We start from the raw sequence: 17,663 nt of genomic DNA on the forward strand, positions 1-17,663 counted from the left end.
ATGGAACGGATGCGCCATTTCTCTGGCGGACACCTCCCAGATTTCGGCCTCGCCCAGTCGCATTTTTTCGTTGATCACAGCCATGTCCATCGACGCTCCGTTAATGGCCATACCGTGGCCACCCCGCATCATCCCCATCATGCCGCCGCCCATTCCACCGGCCATCATATCTAGGCTGAACTGACGTCGCCGCACAGGTTCGCCAAAGGCAGGAACCGGTGCTCCGGTCAGCGTTTTGGGCAAGGTTGCCACCCCGCCCGAACGGGTTTTGTCCACGGCAAATGTCATCACCTCGAACAGCCCGCCATCTGCCACAGCTTCAGGCGACGCCCCCCCCATCATACCCATCATGCCGCCGCCCATCATGCCACCCATCATGGTGTTGTTGTCAGGCGCCGACAGTAAACGTGCTGCGGCACCATCGCTGAAATCGACGATAATCTCGGCCCGCTCGGCTGGGGCCAGTGTCAGGGTGTCCATCGGCACGGGGGCCGGGAACAGCCCACCATCGCTTGCCACTTGGTAAAACTGCCGACCATCCTCGAACCCGAAATGGAATATCCGCGCGTTTGACCCGTTCAAAACCCGCAGCCGCACCATCGCAGGCGGCACGCTGGCCTGCGGGCGGATCGCGCCGTTCACCAGCATTTCGTTACCGCGATACCCCATCATCCGTGTCGGCCCTTGCGGCGCGTATAACATCTGGCCAGCTGAATCAAAAATCCGGTCCTGCACCACCAGCGGAATGTCATCCACCCCATAGGTTTGCGGCAGACCCGTATCGGGCGCATCCGGATCATCCACAATCAACATCCCCGCCAGCCCGAACCAAACGTGGGTCGCGGTCCGTTGGTGGATATGTGAATGATACCAAAGCGTTGTGGCGGGTTGATCAATGTCCAGTGCGGCCTCCAGCACCTCGCCATTTGCAATCGGGCTGTGCGGGCCACCGTCCTGATCGCCATCAATGTGCATCCCGTGCCAATGCACGGTTACAGGCTCATTAATCCGGTTGCCAAGGTTCAGACGCGCGGTTTCGCCACGGTTCACACGGATCACAGGGCCAAGGAATCCCTGACCGTAGCCAACCGTCACCGTCTCGCGCCCCTCAAGGATTGTGGTTCGTGCCGCCATTGCATCCAGGGCAGGCGCACCGCCACCACCGCGTAAATCCAGAACATCGGGGATCGGCAATGCCTTACCCCCCGTCGCCGCCATTGCTCGCCCAATGATCGCAGGCGTCATAACCGCAGCTGTTGCCGTGCCTAGAAAGTACCGTCTGGATATCCGCATGTTTTGTTCCGCCCTGTTGTTTTCGGCAGCTATAAAAGCCGCATATCTATTCTATATAACGCGCCTATGCGGGATTTCCGTCGAAAATCTTCACAATAATGTCAACACTTAGGCCAGCAGCGTTGAATAGAGCAGCAATCCCTGCCCCGTTAGCGCCCTATGCGCCGGCCCCCATGCCGCGTTAAATGCAAACGCATCCATCCTACCTCCGCGCGCAATTTCACCCAATGACCTGCGCCCGTCAATCAGCGCGATCAGCGGTGCTGCGGCTTTGGGCAACTCCAACACCAGTTTCTCCGCCCCGACCGTCAACCGCAACCGCCCTTTGCTGGCCACCTCGCGGGCCACGGCCTGCGGCGCCCCTGCCTTTAGATGCGGGATTAATGCGGGGTCGGTTCCCGCGACTGTTGCGGATTTCGCGTCTTTCAACACCGCATATCCAACATGGGTTTTGATCGTCCCGCGTAGTTTTTCAGCCACCGCCAGAGCTTTTGCCGGCGCATCAGGCGCATCCACCGCCTCGTCCAGTAAATCCACGGGATCATACATCGCGGGCTGGGTGAACGACGACAGGCGCAGGCCAGCAACATCCAGAGTCTCCAGCAAAGCCGCCACATCAAACGGGCGGTCCTGACTGTGCAACAGCAAATCATAAAACCCCGCATCGCCTTGCTGATGATCCAGCACATGCTGGTTGCGCAGGAACGGATGCGATTTGGGCAGCTTGGCAAACACCGCCTTGGCCTGCTTCAGGCGTTCCTTGGGCGACAGCCCTTCAAACAACGCCCCGAACGCCTCTTGCAACGGATAAACCCCGCTGCGCCCGTATGGGGCGTAAACCATGAACCCTAATCCGCCACCTGAGGCCAAAGCCTGCGCCAGCGCATCAAACCCCGCCTGAGGCTCCGGCAAATGATGCAACACACCACAGCAATCGATATAGTCAAACGACCCCATATCAGGCGCATCCAGCAGGCTACCGGTTATGAAGGTGATGTTTTTCAAACCACGAACAGCAGCGCGGTCCTCAGCGATTTTACGCGAGGCGCGGGACAGATCGATATAGGTGATTTCATAGGGCTGTTTAGCCGTGGTCAAAACCTGCGCCAACTGGATCAGCGCATCACCCGTGCCGCCCCCCGCCACCAACGCGCGCAAGGGTTTGCGCCAATCCCGCTTGCCACCAAACACATGGTGATCAATTTCCAATGGGTGCGAGGGCGATCCAGTGATCAGCCGCTTGGCCTCGTCCGCCGGATCACGTTCGGGATAAGGATAAGCCTCGTATTGGGCCGCAACGTCGCTCATGAAAATCCCTTCAGGCGGTGGGAATAGATGTTTCGGCCAACGCGGCCGCCTGATCCGCAGTCAGGCTTTCGCGCCTAATCTGATAGGTATGGATCGAAAACACAATCGCATCTGTGTTGGCAAGCCGCAGGATGGTCTGGCGTTCGGATCGGATATAGGGCGCACCCTGCCCTCCGCTTGCCCGCGCCTCCCCTTCACGGCGTGGCTGATACAGCGTTGGATCGGCATAAAACAACGCATTGGCCCGCCAAAGTGGCTGTTCGGGGCGAACCATATCAAACATACGCTGCACCCGTTTGGCCATCCCGTCGTCATAACTGCCAACCGGCACATGGATCATGGTCAACGGCTGCATGAACTTTTCCGACAGGGTCCAGCTTGCCGGAAAACACAGCAAAGCCCCCGTCAGCACATGTTCCTCGCCCTGCTTTTGCAGGATGCAGAAATCCTCTTGCACCAACTGGCCAAGGGTGCACAAAGGGTCGGCATAATCCAGCGCCACGTTTACCCCGTCAGGCCGCGTCACCGCATCTGTGGCTACCGTGAACCCGTCAACCCCATGCAGTTCATCAACGACCCACGACAACAGCTCCTCGGCCGCTGTCCGCGCCCCGTCGTCCAGCGCCAGAACGTCATAGGGGCGCTCACCAATCAGTCGCGCCTTTTCCGCCAGCTGTGCGCCATAAGCATCGTCAATCTGCAACCAGTCCCCCGCCGCCACCGGCTGTATCCCAGGCATCCGGCGCAATGCGGCGTCAGACCACGGGGTATAGGGCAAAGCGGCTTGCAGGATCGGCATTAACCACCAACCGCGTCGTATATATTATCCAGAAGATGGGCGAAATCCGCCGCATTCAGCGCATCAAATTCCCGACTTGCATCCTTGATTTCCTGGCCACGTTTCGGCGTGATCAACCCGTCGGTTAATAGGTCAAACTTTGCCTCAAGTTCAGCATCCGACAGGGGGTCATCCGCATCCCCCTTGGGTGTTTTTGGCTCGGACTGCACTTCGCGCCCATCCTTTAGATAAAGCGTCACATCGGCCCAGCGTTTGCGGGTGGATATCTCGGTGTAATGCACCGTTTCCACCAGTTCCGTTGCCTGCGCCAGCCGCTGGATGTCAGGATCATGCAGCACATCGTCCAGCAATTCATCGCGCCCGATTTTGCCGCGCACCGCCATCATCGCGGCGGGATAAACGATGGAATAGGTCAGCTCATCCATGTTTTTCGGAGCAACTCCTGCCAAACGGGTGGCATTATGAAACGTCTGGATGCGCATGCGTTCGATATCGGTGTGGACCAGACCATGCACCTGCATCAATTCCTCAATCGCATCTAGCGCCGGATGCGCCCAGCGGCAAACCGGATAGCGCTTGTAATGGGTCTCCATCACCTCCCAGCGGCGGCCCAAATCATCCCACCACGGCTTCACCTCGTCACTCTCGGCTGTAATCGCAGGCGCGCCGGTGAACCCCATCTGCGCCATATATGCCGCCGCCACACCGGTAGGTGCCCCCCAGCCAACACCATCGCGCAGCATGGTTGGAAAATCTATGCAGCGCATCATCTGGCTGCGCGGGCCGTGGTATTCGGCAATCCCTGCCGCGTGGCGTATTTCCCCGCCATCCAGCCCGATCATTCTGGCTGTGGCCGATGCCACGCCAACCGCGTTCCATGCGCCGGATGTGTGGTAATCAGGAACCGTGCCGTGCATCGCCAAACCGGATCGGTAACCGACCTCGTAAGCCAGCACCATCGCCAGCATGAAATCCTGTGCGCTTTGCACTTGTCCAGCGCCGCGCCGTTCCTCCATCACCGCCAGCAGCGCCGGAAACACGGCGGAACCCGCGTGGCCCTTGGCCGGTGAAAACCCGTCATGCGCGTCAATGGAATCGATCATAAACGCGCCCGCAAACGCAGCCCCCGTAGGCGAAACCCGCCGCCCGTTCATGATCATCCGCGCCCGGGGTTTGTTATCTGGCGCATTCCAGAATTCATCGGCATAGCGGCGCACAATGCCTGATATTTCGGTGGTCGACCCGATCACCGCCACACCGATCGTATCCATCAGGCTGCGGCGCATCACCTTGCGCACATCCTCGGGAATATCCGCATAGCTGGTTTCAATCATGAAATCTGTAAAGCTCTGGGTCATATCGGGCCTCTTTAATTCTGTGGTGTCCTAACAGGATGCAACGTGCATGCGGGGTTTAATCCCCTGAATCCGACCAAAACACGTCGCAATCATACAAACACAATTCACAAACTGCACCCACACTAAATTGAAAAGGCAGGGAGGCACAGCATGGAACCCCATTACCGCGATACACGCAAAATCGACCCGACCAAAGGCGACCGATTAGGCGATGGCACCCCGAATGACGCGGACCGCATTGAAATTGGCCCAACCCAGCTGGCGTTTGGCGAATGGCAGGCCGCAGGCCTAACCCTGCCCGATCTGGCCGCCATGCGCGAACATCGCTGGAAACGCCTAACGCAACATATCGTTGATCGGGGTTATGGCGCGTTGCTGGTGTTTGACCCGTTGAACATCCGCTATGCCACCGACACCACCAATATGCAGCTGTGGAACACCCACAACCCGTTTCGCGCCCTGCTGCTGTGTGCCGATGGCTATATGGTGCTGTGGGATTACAAGAATTCGCCGTTTCTGGCCTGTTATAACCCGCTGGTGCGCGAGGTTCGATCTGGTGCCGATCTGTTTTACTTTGATCGCGGCGATAAGCTGGATGTGGCGGCAGATGCATTTGCGAACGAGGTGCGGCAGGTGGTTGCAGCCCATTCAGGCAGCAACAAACGTCTGGCGGTCGACAAGATCATGCTGCACGGGTTGCGCGCGCTAGAGGCGCAAGGGTTCGAGATTATGGAGGGCGAGGAGTTGACCGAGAAGGCCCGTGCCGTGAAGGGGGTGGATGAAATTCTCGCCATGCGCTGCGCTTCGCACGCCTGCGAAGTGTCCGTGGCGGCGATGGAAAAAGCCGCGCGCGATGGTGTGCCGCAGGGCAATATGTCCGAGGATGATATCTGGGCGGTGCTGCACGCCGAAAACATTCGGCGCGGTGGCGAGTGGATCGAAACCCGCCTGCTGACATCAGGCCAACGCACCAATCCGTGGTTTCAGGAATGCGGCCCGCGCATTGTGCAAAATAACGAGATCGTGGCCTTTGATACAGATCTGATTGGCGCATACGGCATCTGCGTTGACATTTCCCGCACCTGGTGGATTGGTGATGCCAAACCGTCAAACGCGATGGTCTATGCGATGCGCCACGCGCACGAGCACATCATGACCAACCTTGAAATGCTGCGCCCCGGTGTGTCGATCAAGGAGCTGTCGATGAACGGTCACAAGCTGGATCCGGTGTTCGATAAGTGGAAATACGGCTGCAAAATGCACGGGGTCGGGCTGTGTGATGAATGGCCGCTGGTGGCTTATGAGGATCAGCATGTCGAGGGGGCGTTTGATTGCAAACTTGAGGCCGGCATGGTTTTGTGCGTCGAGGCGCTGGTTGGCGAGGATGGCGGGGCGTTTTCGATCAAGCTGGAGGACCAAGTGTTGATCACCGAGGATGGATACGAGAACCTGACGCAATATTCATTTGATGCGGCGTTGATGGGGGAATGAAAACAGGGGTTGCGCCGCGCTTCGCGCGTCGCCCCAAACGCGTTGCCCCCGGCGGGGCCAAAGCGCGGTTGCCTGCGGCGCAGGTATTTAAGAAAAGAAGAAGTGAGAGGACCCGTCTTACTTTAACGGATATAGAAACGCGCCAAAACCCCGTAATGGTCAGAGCCAAGCAGAGGACGTTTTGATGTCGTCGCGGGGCGTGTGTTGGCGTTGACCAGCACATGGTCTATCGGCAGAATGTAGAGGTTTTTCAAAGACAGGGTATATTGTGGCACACCAATGCGGCGTGTGTTGGTCGCATCGGTGATAGCACGCATAGTGTGGGACCACGGCACCATGTTGAAATCCCCACCCAAGACGATTGGTCCATCAAGCTCGGCAAGCAATGGCGCAATTTCTTGCACCTGCGCGGCTTGGCTGTGCGGATATGGCCAGAACAAATGCAGCGACACCACCCAGAGCGGCCCATCCGGCGTTTCAACCTGCATGGCCGCCATGCCAATACGCCCGTTGCAGCGTTTGCTGCCCGCAATCAATGGCCAGCGCGACGCCACTGCAACACCGCCAACACCGGCAAACGTGCAGTACTGTTGTGCTGGGTATTGCGGCTTGAGGCTGGCCAATATGGGATAGTTATTGGCACTGACTTCTTGCAAGGTCACAAAATCAGGGGCCTGTTGCAGTATATCGTCATGCAATGGCAGGGTTGATGGCATTTTGAACAGCATATTCTTTTGGTAATGCGTATAGGGTGCATCAAGGGCCGCCGAAAACGCCAGCCTTGGGGCCAGCACCGTATAGGCCGACCAGACCACCAACACAGCCGCAACCACGCCCAGTCCCTTTGGCCCGAACCGCGCCAGTATCAGGGCTGATATACCCCCGACCACCGCCAACGGGCCGCGAAACACTGCCAATGAATCCCCCAATGGATGAACTGCGCCAAAATGGCTGCCCAGCAACAACACCAGCGGAATCAGGAATATCAGGGAAATCACATACCGCATCGTTAATCGGTCCAATTCATACTGTGGTGAAACATCAAACTGACCGTCCTATAAATCAGCGCAGGCACGTTCACAACCGCGCGTATGATATCACTCTGGCGTGACCGTTGTGACACATCCCTTGCGTATCCCCGCTGTGTTACCCATCCTAGGACAAACACGAAACCAAAAGGGAATCCCCCCGATATGCCAACTGAACGCATCACCTTTGATGGCCACGGCGGCCATCCGCTCGCTGCCCGCCTTGATATGCCCCAAGGCGATCATCTGGGCACGGCCCTGTTTGCCCATTGCTTCACCTGCTCCAAAGACATCCCTGCCGCGCGTCGCATCGCGGGCCGGCTGTCGGCGATGGGGATCGCGGTGCTGCGGTTTGACTTCACCGGTCTGGGCCATTCCGGGGGTGAATTCGAGAACACCTCGTTTTCCTCGAACGTTGATGACCTGATCAAGGCCGCCGATTATCTGACGGACCGTGGCATGCCGCCTGGGCTGATCATCGGCCATTCGCTGGGCGGGGCTGCGGTGTTAAAGGCGGCGGGGCAGATCGATAGTATCAAGGCGGTTGTCACCATTGGCGCACCGTTTGATCCCGAACATGTCACCCATAATTTCAAAAGCGCAATTTCGGAAATTTGCAAGGAAGGCATGGCCGATGTCTGCCTTGGCGGGCGGCCCTTCAAAATCGCCCGTGATTTCATCGAGGACATTTCCAAGGCCGAGCTAAAGCCAGCCATCGCCAATCTGAAACGCGCCCTTTTGGTGCTGCACGCCCCGCTCGATACCGTGGTCAACATCGATAACGCCGCCGAAATCTTTCAGGCGGCCAAACACCCCAAAAGTTTCGTGACACTGGACGAGGCCGATCACCTGATCACCAAAGCATCCGACGCCGAATACGCCGCTGGCGTGATCGCCGCATGGGTCACACGCTATCTGGACCTGACCCCGCCTGCCCCACCCATTGGCGCGCCCGAAGGCGTGGTGCGGGTGCGCGAAGCCGACCCAGAAGGGTTCCTGCAAGACATCACCTCCGGCCCGTTGCACCATGCGCTGGCGGACGAGCCACTGGCCTATGGCGGCACCAACCGCGGCATGTCACCTTACGGGTTTGTGTCGTCAGGCCTTGGCGCTTGCACCAGCATGACGATCCGCATGTATGCGCGGCGTAAAAAATGGCCGCTGGAATATGTCTGGGTGGATGTAACGCATGACAAGGTGCACGCACAGGACGCCGAAGCAGGGACTGCCGCGCAAAAGATCGACAGTTTCAGGCGCGAAATCCATCTGGGCGGTGATCTGGATGATGCGCAGCGCAAACGCCTGTTAGAGATTGCGGATAAGTGTCCGGTGCATAAAACGCTGGAGCACTCATCACGGATTTTGACGGTGCTGGCCGAGGAACGTGGTTAACGGATGGCTTTGTAGCAGACTTGCCGATTATCCATTGCAGGCACAACCCGCGCCTTTTGTGCAGCTGTAGGAACGGTTGATACAACTGTCACCGCAGGCCTTGCCTTTGCGGCAGATTTTACAGCAGGCGGCTTTTATGATCTTGGCATTTGAGCCGCCCAGTTGAAAGGCCTGAAGCCTTTGCATAATCCCGATCTGGGCCGTGGGAACGGGGATGGTTTGTTCCGCCGCCGCAAACGGGATTGCAGCTAGAACTACGCATAAAATCAATGGGCGAATAAATTTGGATCGCATAATAACTTGTCTCTTAAGGAGGCGCGTTAACCTTTATTAACAAATTATTAACAACTCGTAAAGCATAGAGGAAAACGGGATCGCCAAAATTCAGATCAACCCTTTCACGCTTTCGACAACCAAAACCCGTCGCCAACATACCACACGCTCGTATCATCGGCAGCGGGCTGTCCCTGATACATCTGGCCCAGCGGCGGGGGTTTGCCCCCTGTTGCCTCCAATGCGGTTTTGAGCGCTGCCGCTTCATCCGGCTTGCGCGCCCCGTCACAATGGTAAAACCCGCAATTGCCAAGGGAAGACACATGCGTTTCAGCACCCCGCCTCGAAAGCAGCAGCATAAACCCCCAATGATCATCCGCTGTAAACGGGATCACGATGCGTCCAGCGTCGCCAAGGCGCGACAGCCAACATTCTGGAACATGGGTCGCGCCCGCAAACACGATGACCGCATCAAGCGCTGGCAGGCTCTCGGCTTTGGTCGCGTCGCCTGATAAAACCTTAACATGTCCATAGCCCGCAAGGTTGTCTTTGGCGCGATTGGCAAGGGCCTCGTCTATTTCATAGGCAATCACCCGCCCGCTATCCGTCACCAGTTCGGCAAGGATCGCGGTGAAGTATCCCACCCCAGCCCCGACCTGAAGCACCGTCGCACCGGGGCGGATATCCATCTGGTCCAGATAATAGGCCCAGAGCGACGGCAACCCGTTGTTGATCTCAAGGTCATGGTCAATTGAAACCAGAACATCGTGATAGATGTGATGCGGATCAGCCGTGGCGCTAATATAGGCGGGCCGATCGAACTGCCTTGGGTGGATGCGCCACGGCCCTTCGCCCAGATAATCCTCACGCGGGATTTTTGCAAAGGCGGTTATGATCGCGGGATTATGGACCACGGGTGCTGCAATCCGTATATCTTCGGCAAACCAGTTCCGTGCATCTTTTATACCGCGCATGGTCTTCATAACGTCCCCTCCAGAAAAGCAACAATTTCATCCGCCAATCGCTTATGGAGCGCCACACGGTCAAACCCCTCGGGGTCTTGGGCGGGAATGAACTCAGGTGTTACCAGAGCCTCTGGAAAGGGTGACAGAAATGATAAATGCCCGGCGTTTTCAACGATGTGGGCGGTGATCTTATTCTTATCAGACATCTGATCGACAATCCGTTCCACATTGTTAAACGGGGTCAGAGTGTCATGTTCGGCGTGATAAATCAGCATTGGCACGGTGACATCGGCCAATGATCTGTCAGGCGTGAACCACCCCGTTGCGGGGGCCATCAGGACCAGCGCCTTGATCCGCGTATCCGGCGTGACCGGCACGAGGCGCCCCGCGTTATTCCACGGTTTGCCGCCCGCCACCGCCAGCGCCGTGTAGCCGCCCATCGAATGACCAATCACCGCCACCTGATCCGTCAGCACAGCGCCTGATAGAATTTCGTTGGCCGCGATATCATCAATGCATAGGCTGATATGGCGCGGGCGCAGTTCCAGATTGCGGGTTTTGCCCTCTAGGAAATTGTCATCCTTGTTGTTGCCAAAATGCTCGGGCATCAGCACGATGTAACCCGCCTCGGCCAGTGCTTGGGCAATGGTCAGATACCCCAACCGGTTGCCACCCGATCCGTGCGAGATTATCACAACAGGGAACTGCCCTGCCGCCACCGCCGCATTCAGACCAGCGGTCACGGTGAAGGGGGTAAGGTCATAAGCGCCATAGGCATCCGCCGCCGGATACATCACAAACACCGGAAAGCCGATGTTGGCCTGATGGTCCCAGACGCGGATATGTTGGCAGCCGACGTGTTTCATTGTTCTTTGCCTTCAAATGACAAAGGGCGCAGCCATTGGCCACGCCCTTTGGGAATCAATCGCATATGGGTTTAGCCGCGGGCGCGGCCAACCAGTTTCCACAGGGCAGGTAACAGCACAGCAGCCAACGCCAGCTTCACCGCATCACCAACCAGAAACGGTGTCAGACCCCACGCAAGGATCGGTTTATCAAAGCCGTAAAGCGCGCCCAGCCACAACAGGCCCGGCACATAGATCAGCGCGTTACCGATCAGCATCGCGACAGCCATTTTCACTGGCGATCTGTCCCATCCGCGTGCAGCCAGCAGCCCCAGCGCAAAAGTTGCCAGCACAAAACCAACCAGATAGCCGCCAGTGCTGCCCATCATATATTCCAGACCGTTCAGGTCAGCGGTGGATTTGGCGAACACGTCAAAACCCAGCATGCCGACCAGCATATAGCCAAAGATCGTCACCAGACCCAAACGTGCGCCGTAAGCCGCCCCAATGGTCAGCACTGCGAATGTGCCCATCGACATCGGAACCGGCAGCATTGGCACCATGATTTTGGCCGACACTGCAAGCGCAGCGATTCCCGCCGCGACCAGCGCCGCTTGTTTCACACGCAGGGCTGTGCCCTGATCCGCCCCAAATACCTCTGCCAGAACCCGATTTGTAGCTGTTAGCGCCATGTCGCCATCTCCTGTTTTAAGTAAACTTAGCGCCTTTTTGCCCCACCCCTGCCCTATAGGCAAGGTAAACCTTGCTGCCTTGCCGATGGCCGACTAAGACAGGCGACATCTGCACCCAACATATAAGGCCTCGATATGATCCCCCGTTATTCCCGCCCCGATATGGTTGCCATCTGGTCCCCCGAAACCAAATTCCGCATCTGGTACGAGATCGAGGCCCACGCCTGTGATGCGCAAGCTGCAATTGGTGTGATTCCGCAAGCTAATGCGGATGCGGTGTGGAAGGCTAAGGACGTTGAATTCGATGTGGCACGGATTGATGAAATCGAAGCTGTGACCAAACACGACGTGATCGCCTTTCTAACCCATCTGGCCGAGATCATCGGCAATGACGAAGCGCGGTTTGTGCATCAGGGCATGACATCCTCGGACGTACTGGACACCTGTTTCAATGTGCAACTGGTGCGGGCCTCTGACATTCTGATCGAGGGCATGGAAAACTTGCTGTCCGCTTTGAAACGCCGCGCGATGGAACATAAAATGACCATTCGCATTGGTCGCAGCCACGCCATCCATGCGGAACCGACCACAATGGGCCTGACGTTCGCACGTTTCTACGCCGAAATGGACCGTAACCTGACCCGCCTGAAAGTGGCGCGCGACGAAATCTCTACCGGTGCCGTTTCAGGTGCAGTTGGCACATTCGCCAATATTGATCCATCAGTCGAGGCGCATGTTTGTGAAAAAATGGGTCTGAACATCGAGCCTATCAGCACCCAAGTGATCCCGCGCGACCGTCACGCGGCGTTTTTTGCAGCACTGGGTGTGGTTGGCAGCAGCATTGAAAACATCGCCATAGAGGTGCGCCATATGCAGCGCACCGAGGTGCTGGAGGCGGAAGAGTTCTTCTCCAAGGGGCAAAAAGGCTCCTCCGCGATGCCGCACAAACGTAACCCCGTTCTAAGCGAAAACCTGACAGGTCTGGCCCGTCTGGTGCGCATGGCCGTGGTGCCAGCAATGGAAAACGTGGCCCTGTGGCACGAGCGCGACATTTCTCACTCATCCGTTGAGCGTAACATCGGACCGGACACCACTATCACACTAGATTTCGCGTTGTTCCGGCTGACAGGGCTAATTGATAAGCTGGTGATTTATCCAGACAACATGCTGGCCAATATGAATAAATTCCGCGGCCTGGTGCATTCGCAACGGGTGTTGCTGGCCCTGACCCAAGCCGGTGTCTCGCGCGAGGACAGCTATAGGCTGGTGCAGCGCAATGCGATGCGGGTTTGGGAGGAAGGCGCTGACTTCATGACCGAGTTGTTGAATGATCCAGACGTGACCGCGGCGTTGGGCGAGGACGAGATCAAGGATAAATTTGATCTGGGATATCACACAAAACATGTGGATACGATTTTTGCGCGGGTGTTTGGCTAGAATTAAGGCACAACTGCAAAAAAGGGCCCCATCATCGGGGCCCTTTCGTAATTCCGTGAGTGGTTTGGAGTTTCTACCGATCATCGCCGTTTTCAGAGGCGCTGATTTCGGCAAAGATTGCCGCAGCTACTGAGCTCTGGCCGCCTTTTGAAGACATATTCGCATCCGAACCCGCCAGAATAGGCAGACCACGTGTGCCTGTGTCTTCTGCACTCAGTTCGGCAAAGATTACAGCGGCACGGGCGCTGACGCCGTTGTTGTCGTCAAAGTAAACACGCGATCCAGAGCCTGTATCAGACGCTGCAAAGTGCAGTTCCACGTCTTGAGCGACAGTATTCTGACCAGCAGAAAATGCTGGAGCGGCAAGGGAAAGGGCGATGGCGGTTGTCAGTGCGATACGTTTCATTTTAGTGTTCCTTTTCAAGGTTTTGCATTTTGTTTGTGTGGCGGCATCAGTGCCTCCGATGACTTAGATTTAGGGGTGAACGGTCATCACCTCAACGCACAGATACGTGAGGTAACGGGTGCGTGTGTGCGTCCACGCACATAAACCTGTGCGGATCAATGAAAATAGCGGTTTCAGGATAAAGGGCCGCACAAATCAGGCCGCGATGTTTCAAATTATTGCGAGCGTGATGCAAACTGTAATAATTCCCACACGTACTCAGGCAGCATTGGGGCCGCTGTTTGAAATTCTGGGTAAATTGTTACAGAAAAAACCGTGATTTAAGATATTTTTCGGCATCCTTTGACCCAATTGTAAGGCTCACATTAACCGGCCTCTGCAATTATGGGCAAAACCAGACAGGAGAAGTAACACGTGACCACCGCTTTGTCGCCACAACCTACAACCAGCTTTGACGCGCTCACCCCTCTGTCTATTGCGCCACCGGCACAAATATGCCAGCGCCAAAAGGCCGCGATCATTGTGCGGTTGGTATTGGCCGAGGGCGCGGAATTATCCCTGGCCGATTTGCCCGAGAATATGCAACAGGATCTGACCATGCAAATGGGCTCAATGCGCAGTGTCAGCCGTGAAACAGTGGTGTCGGTGGTGGACGAGTTTATCGCAGAATTGGACAGCATCGGTTTGTCATTTTCCGGCGGGCTGGAAGCAGCCTTGAATACGCTGGACGGGGCGATCAACCCGCAAATGGCCGAACGGTTACGCCGTGAAGGCGGAGTCAAGCGCGGCGGCGATCCTTGGGAGCGGATCATGGGGCTGGAAGCAGAGCGCCTTTTGCCAGTGCTTGAGGATGAAAGCATCGAGGTGGCGGCCGTGATGCTGTCTAAGCTGAACGTCTCGAAGGCGGCAGATTTACTGGGAATGTTGCCAGGCCAGCAGGCACGGCGCATCACCTATGCGGTGTCACAAACCAGCGGGGTCACACCGGATGCGGTGCAACGGATCGGCCAATCGCTGGCGACCCAGCTGGACAGCGTACCAATTCAGGCATTTGATGATGGGCCGGTGGAACGGGTTGGCGCGATCCTGAACTTTTCACCAGCCGCCACACGGGACGCAGTTTTGGCTGGCCTTGACGAGGATGATGAAGCCTTTGCCAGCAAAGTGCGCAAGGCGATCTTTACCTTTGCCAACATCCCTGCCCGCATTGACCCGCGCGATGTTCCAAAAATTACCCGCGGTGTCGATCAGGCGGTTCTGGTCACGGCACTGGCGGCAGCGGAGGCCGGCGAACTGGGTGAATCGGTTGAATTTATCCTTGCCAACATCTCGAAGCGTATGGCCGAAGGGATGCGCGACGAAATGGGCGAACTGGGCAAAGTGAAAGAAGCAGACGGCGAAGAAGCAATGAGCGCCGTTGTCGCCGAAATTCGCGAGTTGGAAGCGGCGGGCGAAGTGTTCTTTGTCGCCGAGGATGAAGACGAGTAGTTTTGTCAGCGTCGCGGTCGAACGGGGTAGCCAACAATCGCGGCTTCTTTCAGGCTTGCGCTGTGCCGTCCCCGCCCCTAGCGTGGCATTATGGAGACAACAGGACGCCGCTGGCATGATATGGGCGGGCTGGACACAGATGCGCCGCTGCCCGAAGATCACGATTTCGCCCTTTGGGAAAAGCGGGTGGATGCGTTGATGGTGCTGTGTTCCACTAAAGGGTATTTCACCGTGGACGGTTTGCGCCGCGCCATTGAGGATATGGGCGAAGCCGCCTTTGAAACCATGTCCTATTACGAGCGCTGGGTCGCCGCCGTGAACCAGAACATGATCGAGGCCGACGCCTATACATTGGCCGAATTGGGTGAGCGGATGGAGCAAATCAAGGCGCGTGGCGCAACCTATGGCGAGGCCGCGGATGGGCAATGATCCTGCAATGCAGCCGGTCTTGCGCACCGCAGACATCACCGCGCAGCCATTTGAATATCGCCACCCATTGGTGGTCGAGGCAAAACCGCGAATGTTTGCCATGTCGCGCATGGCTGGGTTAAACAATGCGGCGGTGTCTCTTATCCACCTTGAAGCTGGCCTATGTTCTTTTCCGGCCCATCGCCATCATAACGAGGAAGAGTGGATTTATATCCTGTCGGGCCATGGCACTTTGGCGCTGGATGGCGTTGACCACACCATAGATGCTGGCGATTTTGCCGCCTTTCCGCCACGTGGCGCTGCCCATAAGCTTACAAATACCGGTGCCGAGGTGTTAATCTATCTAACGGGTGGTGAGAATCTGCCGTCCGAAACAGTTGATTTTCCTGAATTGAACAAGCGTTTGCTGCGCTCCGGCCATGATTATACTACGATGGAAATAGCACCGCTCGATGCCTTTACCCCCTATGACGCCATGTCCAGAATGAAGGATGCGCAAGATGGCTGAAAAGGTCCGCGTTAAAACCATGATGCCGCCGGGCCATGTGCGCACGCCTGCGTATTTGCGCGGCAAATGCGGGGTGATTGAACGGGAGTTGGGTGAATTTGCCAATCCGGAACGGGCGGCATATCGGCTAAAAAATGAAATGCAACCTCTTGTTCGGGTTAGGTTTTCAATGGGCGAAGTCTGGGGTAAAGATGCCGAGGACCCGTCCGACACGCTGGATGCCGAAATATACGCCCATTGGCTGGAAAAGGCGGAGTAGCAGATGCCACATGATCACCCCCACGACCACCATGATGACGATTTTCACCACAGCGGTATGAGCCCATCGGGCCACCCCTACCGCGAAGATGATGATCATCCGTTAACATATTGGCAAACCATGGAAATTGCCATGCGCGAACTGTTGGTTGAAAAGGGTATTCTGACCCCCGCCGAAATTGCCGCCCAGATCGATGAGATGGATTCGCGCAGCCCTTCTAACGGGGCCGCGGTGGTGGCGCGGGCATGGGTCGATCCCGCGTTCAAAACACGCCTGCTTGCGGATGCATCTGAGGCTAGCCGCGAGATGGGCTATGACATCGGCCCCTTGCGCCTGATCGCGCTGGAAAACACTGCGGACACCCACAACATTATCGTTTGCACCCTGTGCTCGTGTTATCCGCGCAACTTGTTGGGCCTGCCGCCGGATTGGTACAAATCCCGCGCCTACAGGTCGCGCGTGGTCAAAGAGCCGCGCAAGGTTTTGGCCGAATTCGGTGTCATCCTGCCAGATAACACCACCGTCAGGGTGCATGATTCCACAGCCGATATGCGCTACATCGTGCTGCCCGCCCGTCCTGAGGACACAGACGGGTGGAGCGCAGATGAACTGGCGGCCCTTGTCACCCGCGACAGTATGATTGGTATGGGTATTCCAAAATCTCCCGCCTGAGCTGATGTGTTTGCGGGGGGCGCTTGTGATCTGGTCATGGGACATTTATGTCTGCCCTATCGAACAAACACCAAAGGACTAAAATGGCAGAAAAAGGCAAAGGCTGGGGCGATTATTTCATTGATCTGCTGATCCGCGCCTTATTCGCGCTGCTACTGACCCTGCCCTATAAATGGCGCGTGCCGTTGATGGGCTGGATCATGGCGCGGATTGTGGCCCCGATTGCCGGATTTACCAAACGTATCCGAGAAAATCTGGCCTATACCTGCCCAGACATGCCCCCATCCAAAGTGAAAAACCTGTGTTATCAGGTGCCTAATAACGCGGGCCGTAGCCTGATCGAAATATATTCAGGCGATGAATTCATTTCACGGGTTAGGAAGACCCCCATTGAAGGCCCCGGTGCCGAAGCACTGGCAAGCGCCCATAAGAATGGCCGCCCCGTGGTGCTGGTCACTGGGCATTTTGGCAATTACGATGTGGTCCGGTCTGCGTTGATCGCCAAAGGCTACCACGTCGGGGCGATTTATATGCCGATGACGAACCTCTATTATAACCGCCATTACGAGGCCGCTATTTCACATATCGGCACCCCGCTGTTTGCACGTGGCCGTAAAGGGCTGGCCGAAATGGTGAAATTCCTGCGCGGCGGAGGCATGACCTTTTTCGGGGTCGACCAGTATATGGGCCGCGGCGAGGACCTGATGTTTTTCGGAAAATCGGCCCCCACCGCCCTTTCGGCGGCGAAGATGGCCTTGAAAATGGATGCATTGCTGGTGCCAATCTATGGCATTCGTGCAGATAACGGGATGGATTTCACCATCCAGACCGACGCGCCGGTCCCGCACACAGATGCGATAACCATGACACAGGCCCTAAATGACAGTCTGGAACAAGTGGTGCGTCAGCATATGGGGCAATGGCTGTGGATTCATCGGCGTTGGAAGCCCGAACGTCAGCGCACCCGTGCGGCCGCCAAGATTGACCCGTGATTGGCAGCCTGAACGATAATCACGCATT

General features: G+C 56.9%; 18 protein-coding genes. 9 read left to right on the top strand and 9 right to left on the bottom strand.

Annotation, left to right across the window (positions count from 1 at the left end):
* The 4 genes from ACWB12_RS15830 to ACWB12_RS15845 form a co-directional block, all read right to left on the bottom strand.
* On the bottom strand, positions 1–1,293 hold a 1,293-nt coding region (locus ACWB12_RS15830), incomplete at its 3' end, for a multicopper oxidase family protein (RefSeq protein ID WP_479531063.1).
* 108 nt (positions 1,294–1,401) lie between these two features.
* Positions 1,402–2,601 (bottom strand): class I SAM-dependent methyltransferase, encoded by a 1,200-nt coding sequence (locus ACWB12_RS15835; protein ID WP_479531064.1) that lies wholly within the window; start codon positions 2,599–2,601, stop codon positions 1,402–1,404.
* A gap of 10 nt (positions 2,602–2,611) precedes the next feature.
* The gene (locus ACWB12_RS15840) at positions 2,612–3,400 is read right to left on the bottom strand and encodes a heme-dependent oxidative N-demethylase family protein (RefSeq protein WP_479531065.1); all 789 of its coding nucleotides are present in this window, start codon (positions 3,398–3,400) and stop codon (positions 2,612–2,614) included.
* Positions 3,400–4,758, bottom strand: a complete 1,359-nt coding sequence (locus ACWB12_RS15845) for an MmgE/PrpD family protein (protein ID WP_479531066.1) — start codon at positions 4,756–4,758, stop codon at positions 3,400–3,402. The genes ACWB12_RS15840 and ACWB12_RS15845 overlap by 1 nt, the downstream gene beginning before the upstream one ends.
* Positions 4,759–4,908: 150 nt before the next feature.
* Here ACWB12_RS15845 and dddP point away from each other — a divergent pair, with 150 nt between their 5' ends.
* On the top strand, positions 4,909–6,249 hold the full coding sequence (dddP, locus tag ACWB12_RS15850) for a dimethylsulfonioproprionate lyase DddP (protein WP_479531067.1): 1,341 nt from the start codon (positions 4,909–4,911) through the stop codon (positions 6,247–6,249).
* Positions 6,250–6,371: 122 nt separating this feature from the next.
* On the opposite strand, the gene ACWB12_RS15855 is transcribed toward dddP, so the two are convergent.
* A complete protein-coding gene (locus ACWB12_RS15855; RefSeq protein ID WP_479531068.1) occupies positions 6,372–7,256 on the bottom strand; it encodes an endonuclease/exonuclease/phosphatase family protein in 885 nt (294 codons plus the stop codon).
* A gap of 186 nt (positions 7,257–7,442) precedes the next feature.
* On the opposite strand from ACWB12_RS15855, the gene ACWB12_RS15860 reads away from it, so the two are divergent.
* Positions 7,443–8,669, top strand: coding sequence for a bifunctional alpha/beta hydrolase/OsmC family protein (locus ACWB12_RS15860; RefSeq protein WP_479531069.1), 1,227 nt, complete (start codon positions 7,443–7,445; stop codon positions 8,667–8,669).
* Positions 8,670–9,067: 398 nt separating this feature from the next.
* On the opposite strand, the gene ACWB12_RS15865 is transcribed toward ACWB12_RS15860, so the two are convergent.
* The 3 genes from ACWB12_RS15865 to ACWB12_RS15875 form a co-directional block, all read right to left on the bottom strand.
* The gene (locus ACWB12_RS15865) at positions 9,068–9,925 is read right to left on the bottom strand and encodes a protein-L-isoaspartate O-methyltransferase family protein (protein ID WP_479531070.1); all 858 of its coding nucleotides are present in this window, start codon (positions 9,923–9,925) and stop codon (positions 9,068–9,070) included.
* Positions 9,922–10,773 (bottom strand): alpha/beta hydrolase family protein, encoded by an 852-nt coding sequence (locus ACWB12_RS15870; protein WP_479531071.1) that lies wholly within the window; start codon positions 10,771–10,773, stop codon positions 9,922–9,924. Before ACWB12_RS15870 ends, ACWB12_RS15865 begins: the two co-directional genes overlap by 4 nt.
* Positions 10,774–10,844: 71 nt before the next feature.
* Positions 10,845–11,444 carry a biotin transporter BioY gene (locus ACWB12_RS15875; protein ID WP_479531072.1) on the bottom strand — a complete coding sequence of 200 codons (600 nt, stop codon included), beginning with the start codon at positions 11,442–11,444 and terminating at the stop codon, positions 10,845–10,847.
* 135 nt (positions 11,445–11,579) lie between these two features.
* Between ACWB12_RS15875 and purB the strand changes: the two genes are divergently transcribed.
* Positions 11,580–12,881, top strand: coding sequence for an adenylosuccinate lyase (gene purB / locus ACWB12_RS15880; protein ID WP_479531073.1), 1,302 nt, complete (start codon positions 11,580–11,582; stop codon positions 12,879–12,881).
* A 73-nt stretch (positions 12,882–12,954) separates the two neighbouring features.
* Here the strand turns inward: purB and ACWB12_RS15885 are convergent, their stop codons facing one another.
* Positions 12,955–13,287, bottom strand: a complete 333-nt coding sequence (locus ACWB12_RS15885) for a hypothetical protein (protein WP_479531074.1) — start codon at positions 13,285–13,287, stop codon at positions 12,955–12,957.
* Between the two features lie 414 nt (positions 13,288–13,701).
* On the opposite strand from ACWB12_RS15885, the gene ACWB12_RS15890 reads away from it, so the two are divergent.
* The 6 genes from ACWB12_RS15890 to ACWB12_RS15915 all read left to right on the top strand — a co-directional run bounded on the left by ACWB12_RS15890 (position 13,702) and on the right by ACWB12_RS15915 (position 17,635).
* Complete coding sequence (locus ACWB12_RS15890) at positions 13,702–14,775, top strand: flagellar motor switch protein FliG (RefSeq protein ID WP_479531075.1); 1,074 nt, start codon at positions 13,702–13,704, stop codon at positions 14,773–14,775.
* A gap of 90 nt (positions 14,776–14,865) precedes the next feature.
* Positions 14,866–15,204 carry a ScnB-like protein gene (locus ACWB12_RS15895; protein ID WP_479531076.1) on the top strand — a complete coding sequence of 113 codons (339 nt, stop codon included), beginning with the start codon at positions 14,866–14,868 and terminating at the stop codon, positions 15,202–15,204.
* Positions 15,179–15,712 carry a cupin domain-containing protein gene (locus tag ACWB12_RS15900; RefSeq protein WP_479531077.1) on the top strand — a complete coding sequence of 178 codons (534 nt, stop codon included), beginning with the start codon at positions 15,179–15,181 and terminating at the stop codon, positions 15,710–15,712. Before ACWB12_RS15895 ends, ACWB12_RS15900 begins: the two co-directional genes overlap by 26 nt.
* The gene (locus ACWB12_RS15905) at positions 15,705–15,971 is read left to right on the top strand and encodes an SH3-like domain-containing protein (RefSeq protein WP_479531078.1); all 267 of its coding nucleotides are present in this window, start codon (positions 15,705–15,707) and stop codon (positions 15,969–15,971) included. Before ACWB12_RS15900 ends, ACWB12_RS15905 begins: the two co-directional genes overlap by 8 nt.
* 3 nt (positions 15,972–15,974) lie before the next feature.
* Positions 15,975–16,643, top strand: coding sequence for a nitrile hydratase subunit alpha (nthA, locus tag ACWB12_RS15910; protein ID WP_479531079.1), 669 nt, complete (start codon positions 15,975–15,977; stop codon positions 16,641–16,643).
* Positions 16,644–16,726: 83 nt separating this feature from the next.
* The gene (locus ACWB12_RS15915) at positions 16,727–17,635 is read left to right on the top strand and encodes a lysophospholipid acyltransferase family protein (protein WP_479531080.1); all 909 of its coding nucleotides are present in this window, start codon (positions 16,727–16,729) and stop codon (positions 17,633–17,635) included.
* Positions 17,636–17,663: the final 28 nt, after the last annotated feature.

The sequence above is a fragment of the Profundibacter sp. genome, from assembly GCF_056498605.1.

Coding starts and splice junctions, on each gene's coding strand:
- ACWB12_RS15835 (WP_479531064.1), bottom strand. CDS start 2,601: ATGAGCGACGTTGCGGCCCAATACGAGGCTTATCCTTATCCCGAACGT.
- ACWB12_RS15840 (WP_479531065.1), bottom strand. CDS start 3,400: ATGCCGATCCTGCAAGCCGCTTTGCCCTATACCCCGTGGTCTGACGCC.
- ACWB12_RS15845 (WP_479531066.1), bottom strand. CDS start 4,758: ATGACCCAGAGCTTTACAGATTTCATGATTGAAACCAGCTATGCGGAT.
- dddP (WP_479531067.1), top strand. CDS start 4,909: ATGGAACCCCATTACCGCGATACACGCAAAATCGACCCGACCAAAGGC.
- ACWB12_RS15855 (WP_479531068.1), bottom strand. CDS start 7,256: ATGCGGTATGTGATTTCCCTGATATTCCTGATTCCGCTGGTGTTGTTG.
- ACWB12_RS15860 (WP_479531069.1), top strand. CDS start 7,443: ATGCCAACTGAACGCATCACCTTTGATGGCCACGGCGGCCATCCGCTC.
- ACWB12_RS15865 (WP_479531070.1), bottom strand. CDS start 9,925: ATGAAGACCATGCGCGGTATAAAAGATGCACGGAACTGGTTTGCCGAA.
- ACWB12_RS15870 (WP_479531071.1), bottom strand. CDS start 10,773: ATGAAACACGTCGGCTGCCAACATATCCGCGTCTGGGACCATCAGGCC.
- ACWB12_RS15875 (WP_479531072.1), bottom strand. CDS start 11,444: ATGGCGCTAACAGCTACAAATCGGGTTCTGGCAGAGGTATTTGGGGCG.
- purB (WP_479531073.1), top strand. CDS start 11,580: ATGATCCCCCGTTATTCCCGCCCCGATATGGTTGCCATCTGGTCCCCC.
- ACWB12_RS15885 (WP_479531074.1), bottom strand. CDS start 13,287: ATGAAACGTATCGCACTGACAACCGCCATCGCCCTTTCCCTTGCCGCT.
- ACWB12_RS15895 (WP_479531076.1), top strand. CDS start 14,866: ATGGAGACAACAGGACGCCGCTGGCATGATATGGGCGGGCTGGACACA.
- ACWB12_RS15900 (WP_479531077.1), top strand. CDS start 15,179: ATGGCGAGGCCGCGGATGGGCAATGATCCTGCAATGCAGCCGGTCTTG.
- ACWB12_RS15905 (WP_479531078.1), top strand. CDS start 15,705: ATGGCTGAAAAGGTCCGCGTTAAAACCATGATGCCGCCGGGCCATGTG.
- nthA (WP_479531079.1), top strand. CDS start 15,975: ATGCCACATGATCACCCCCACGACCACCATGATGACGATTTTCACCAC.
- ACWB12_RS15915 (WP_479531080.1), top strand. CDS start 16,727: ATGGCAGAAAAAGGCAAAGGCTGGGGCGATTATTTCATTGATCTGCTG.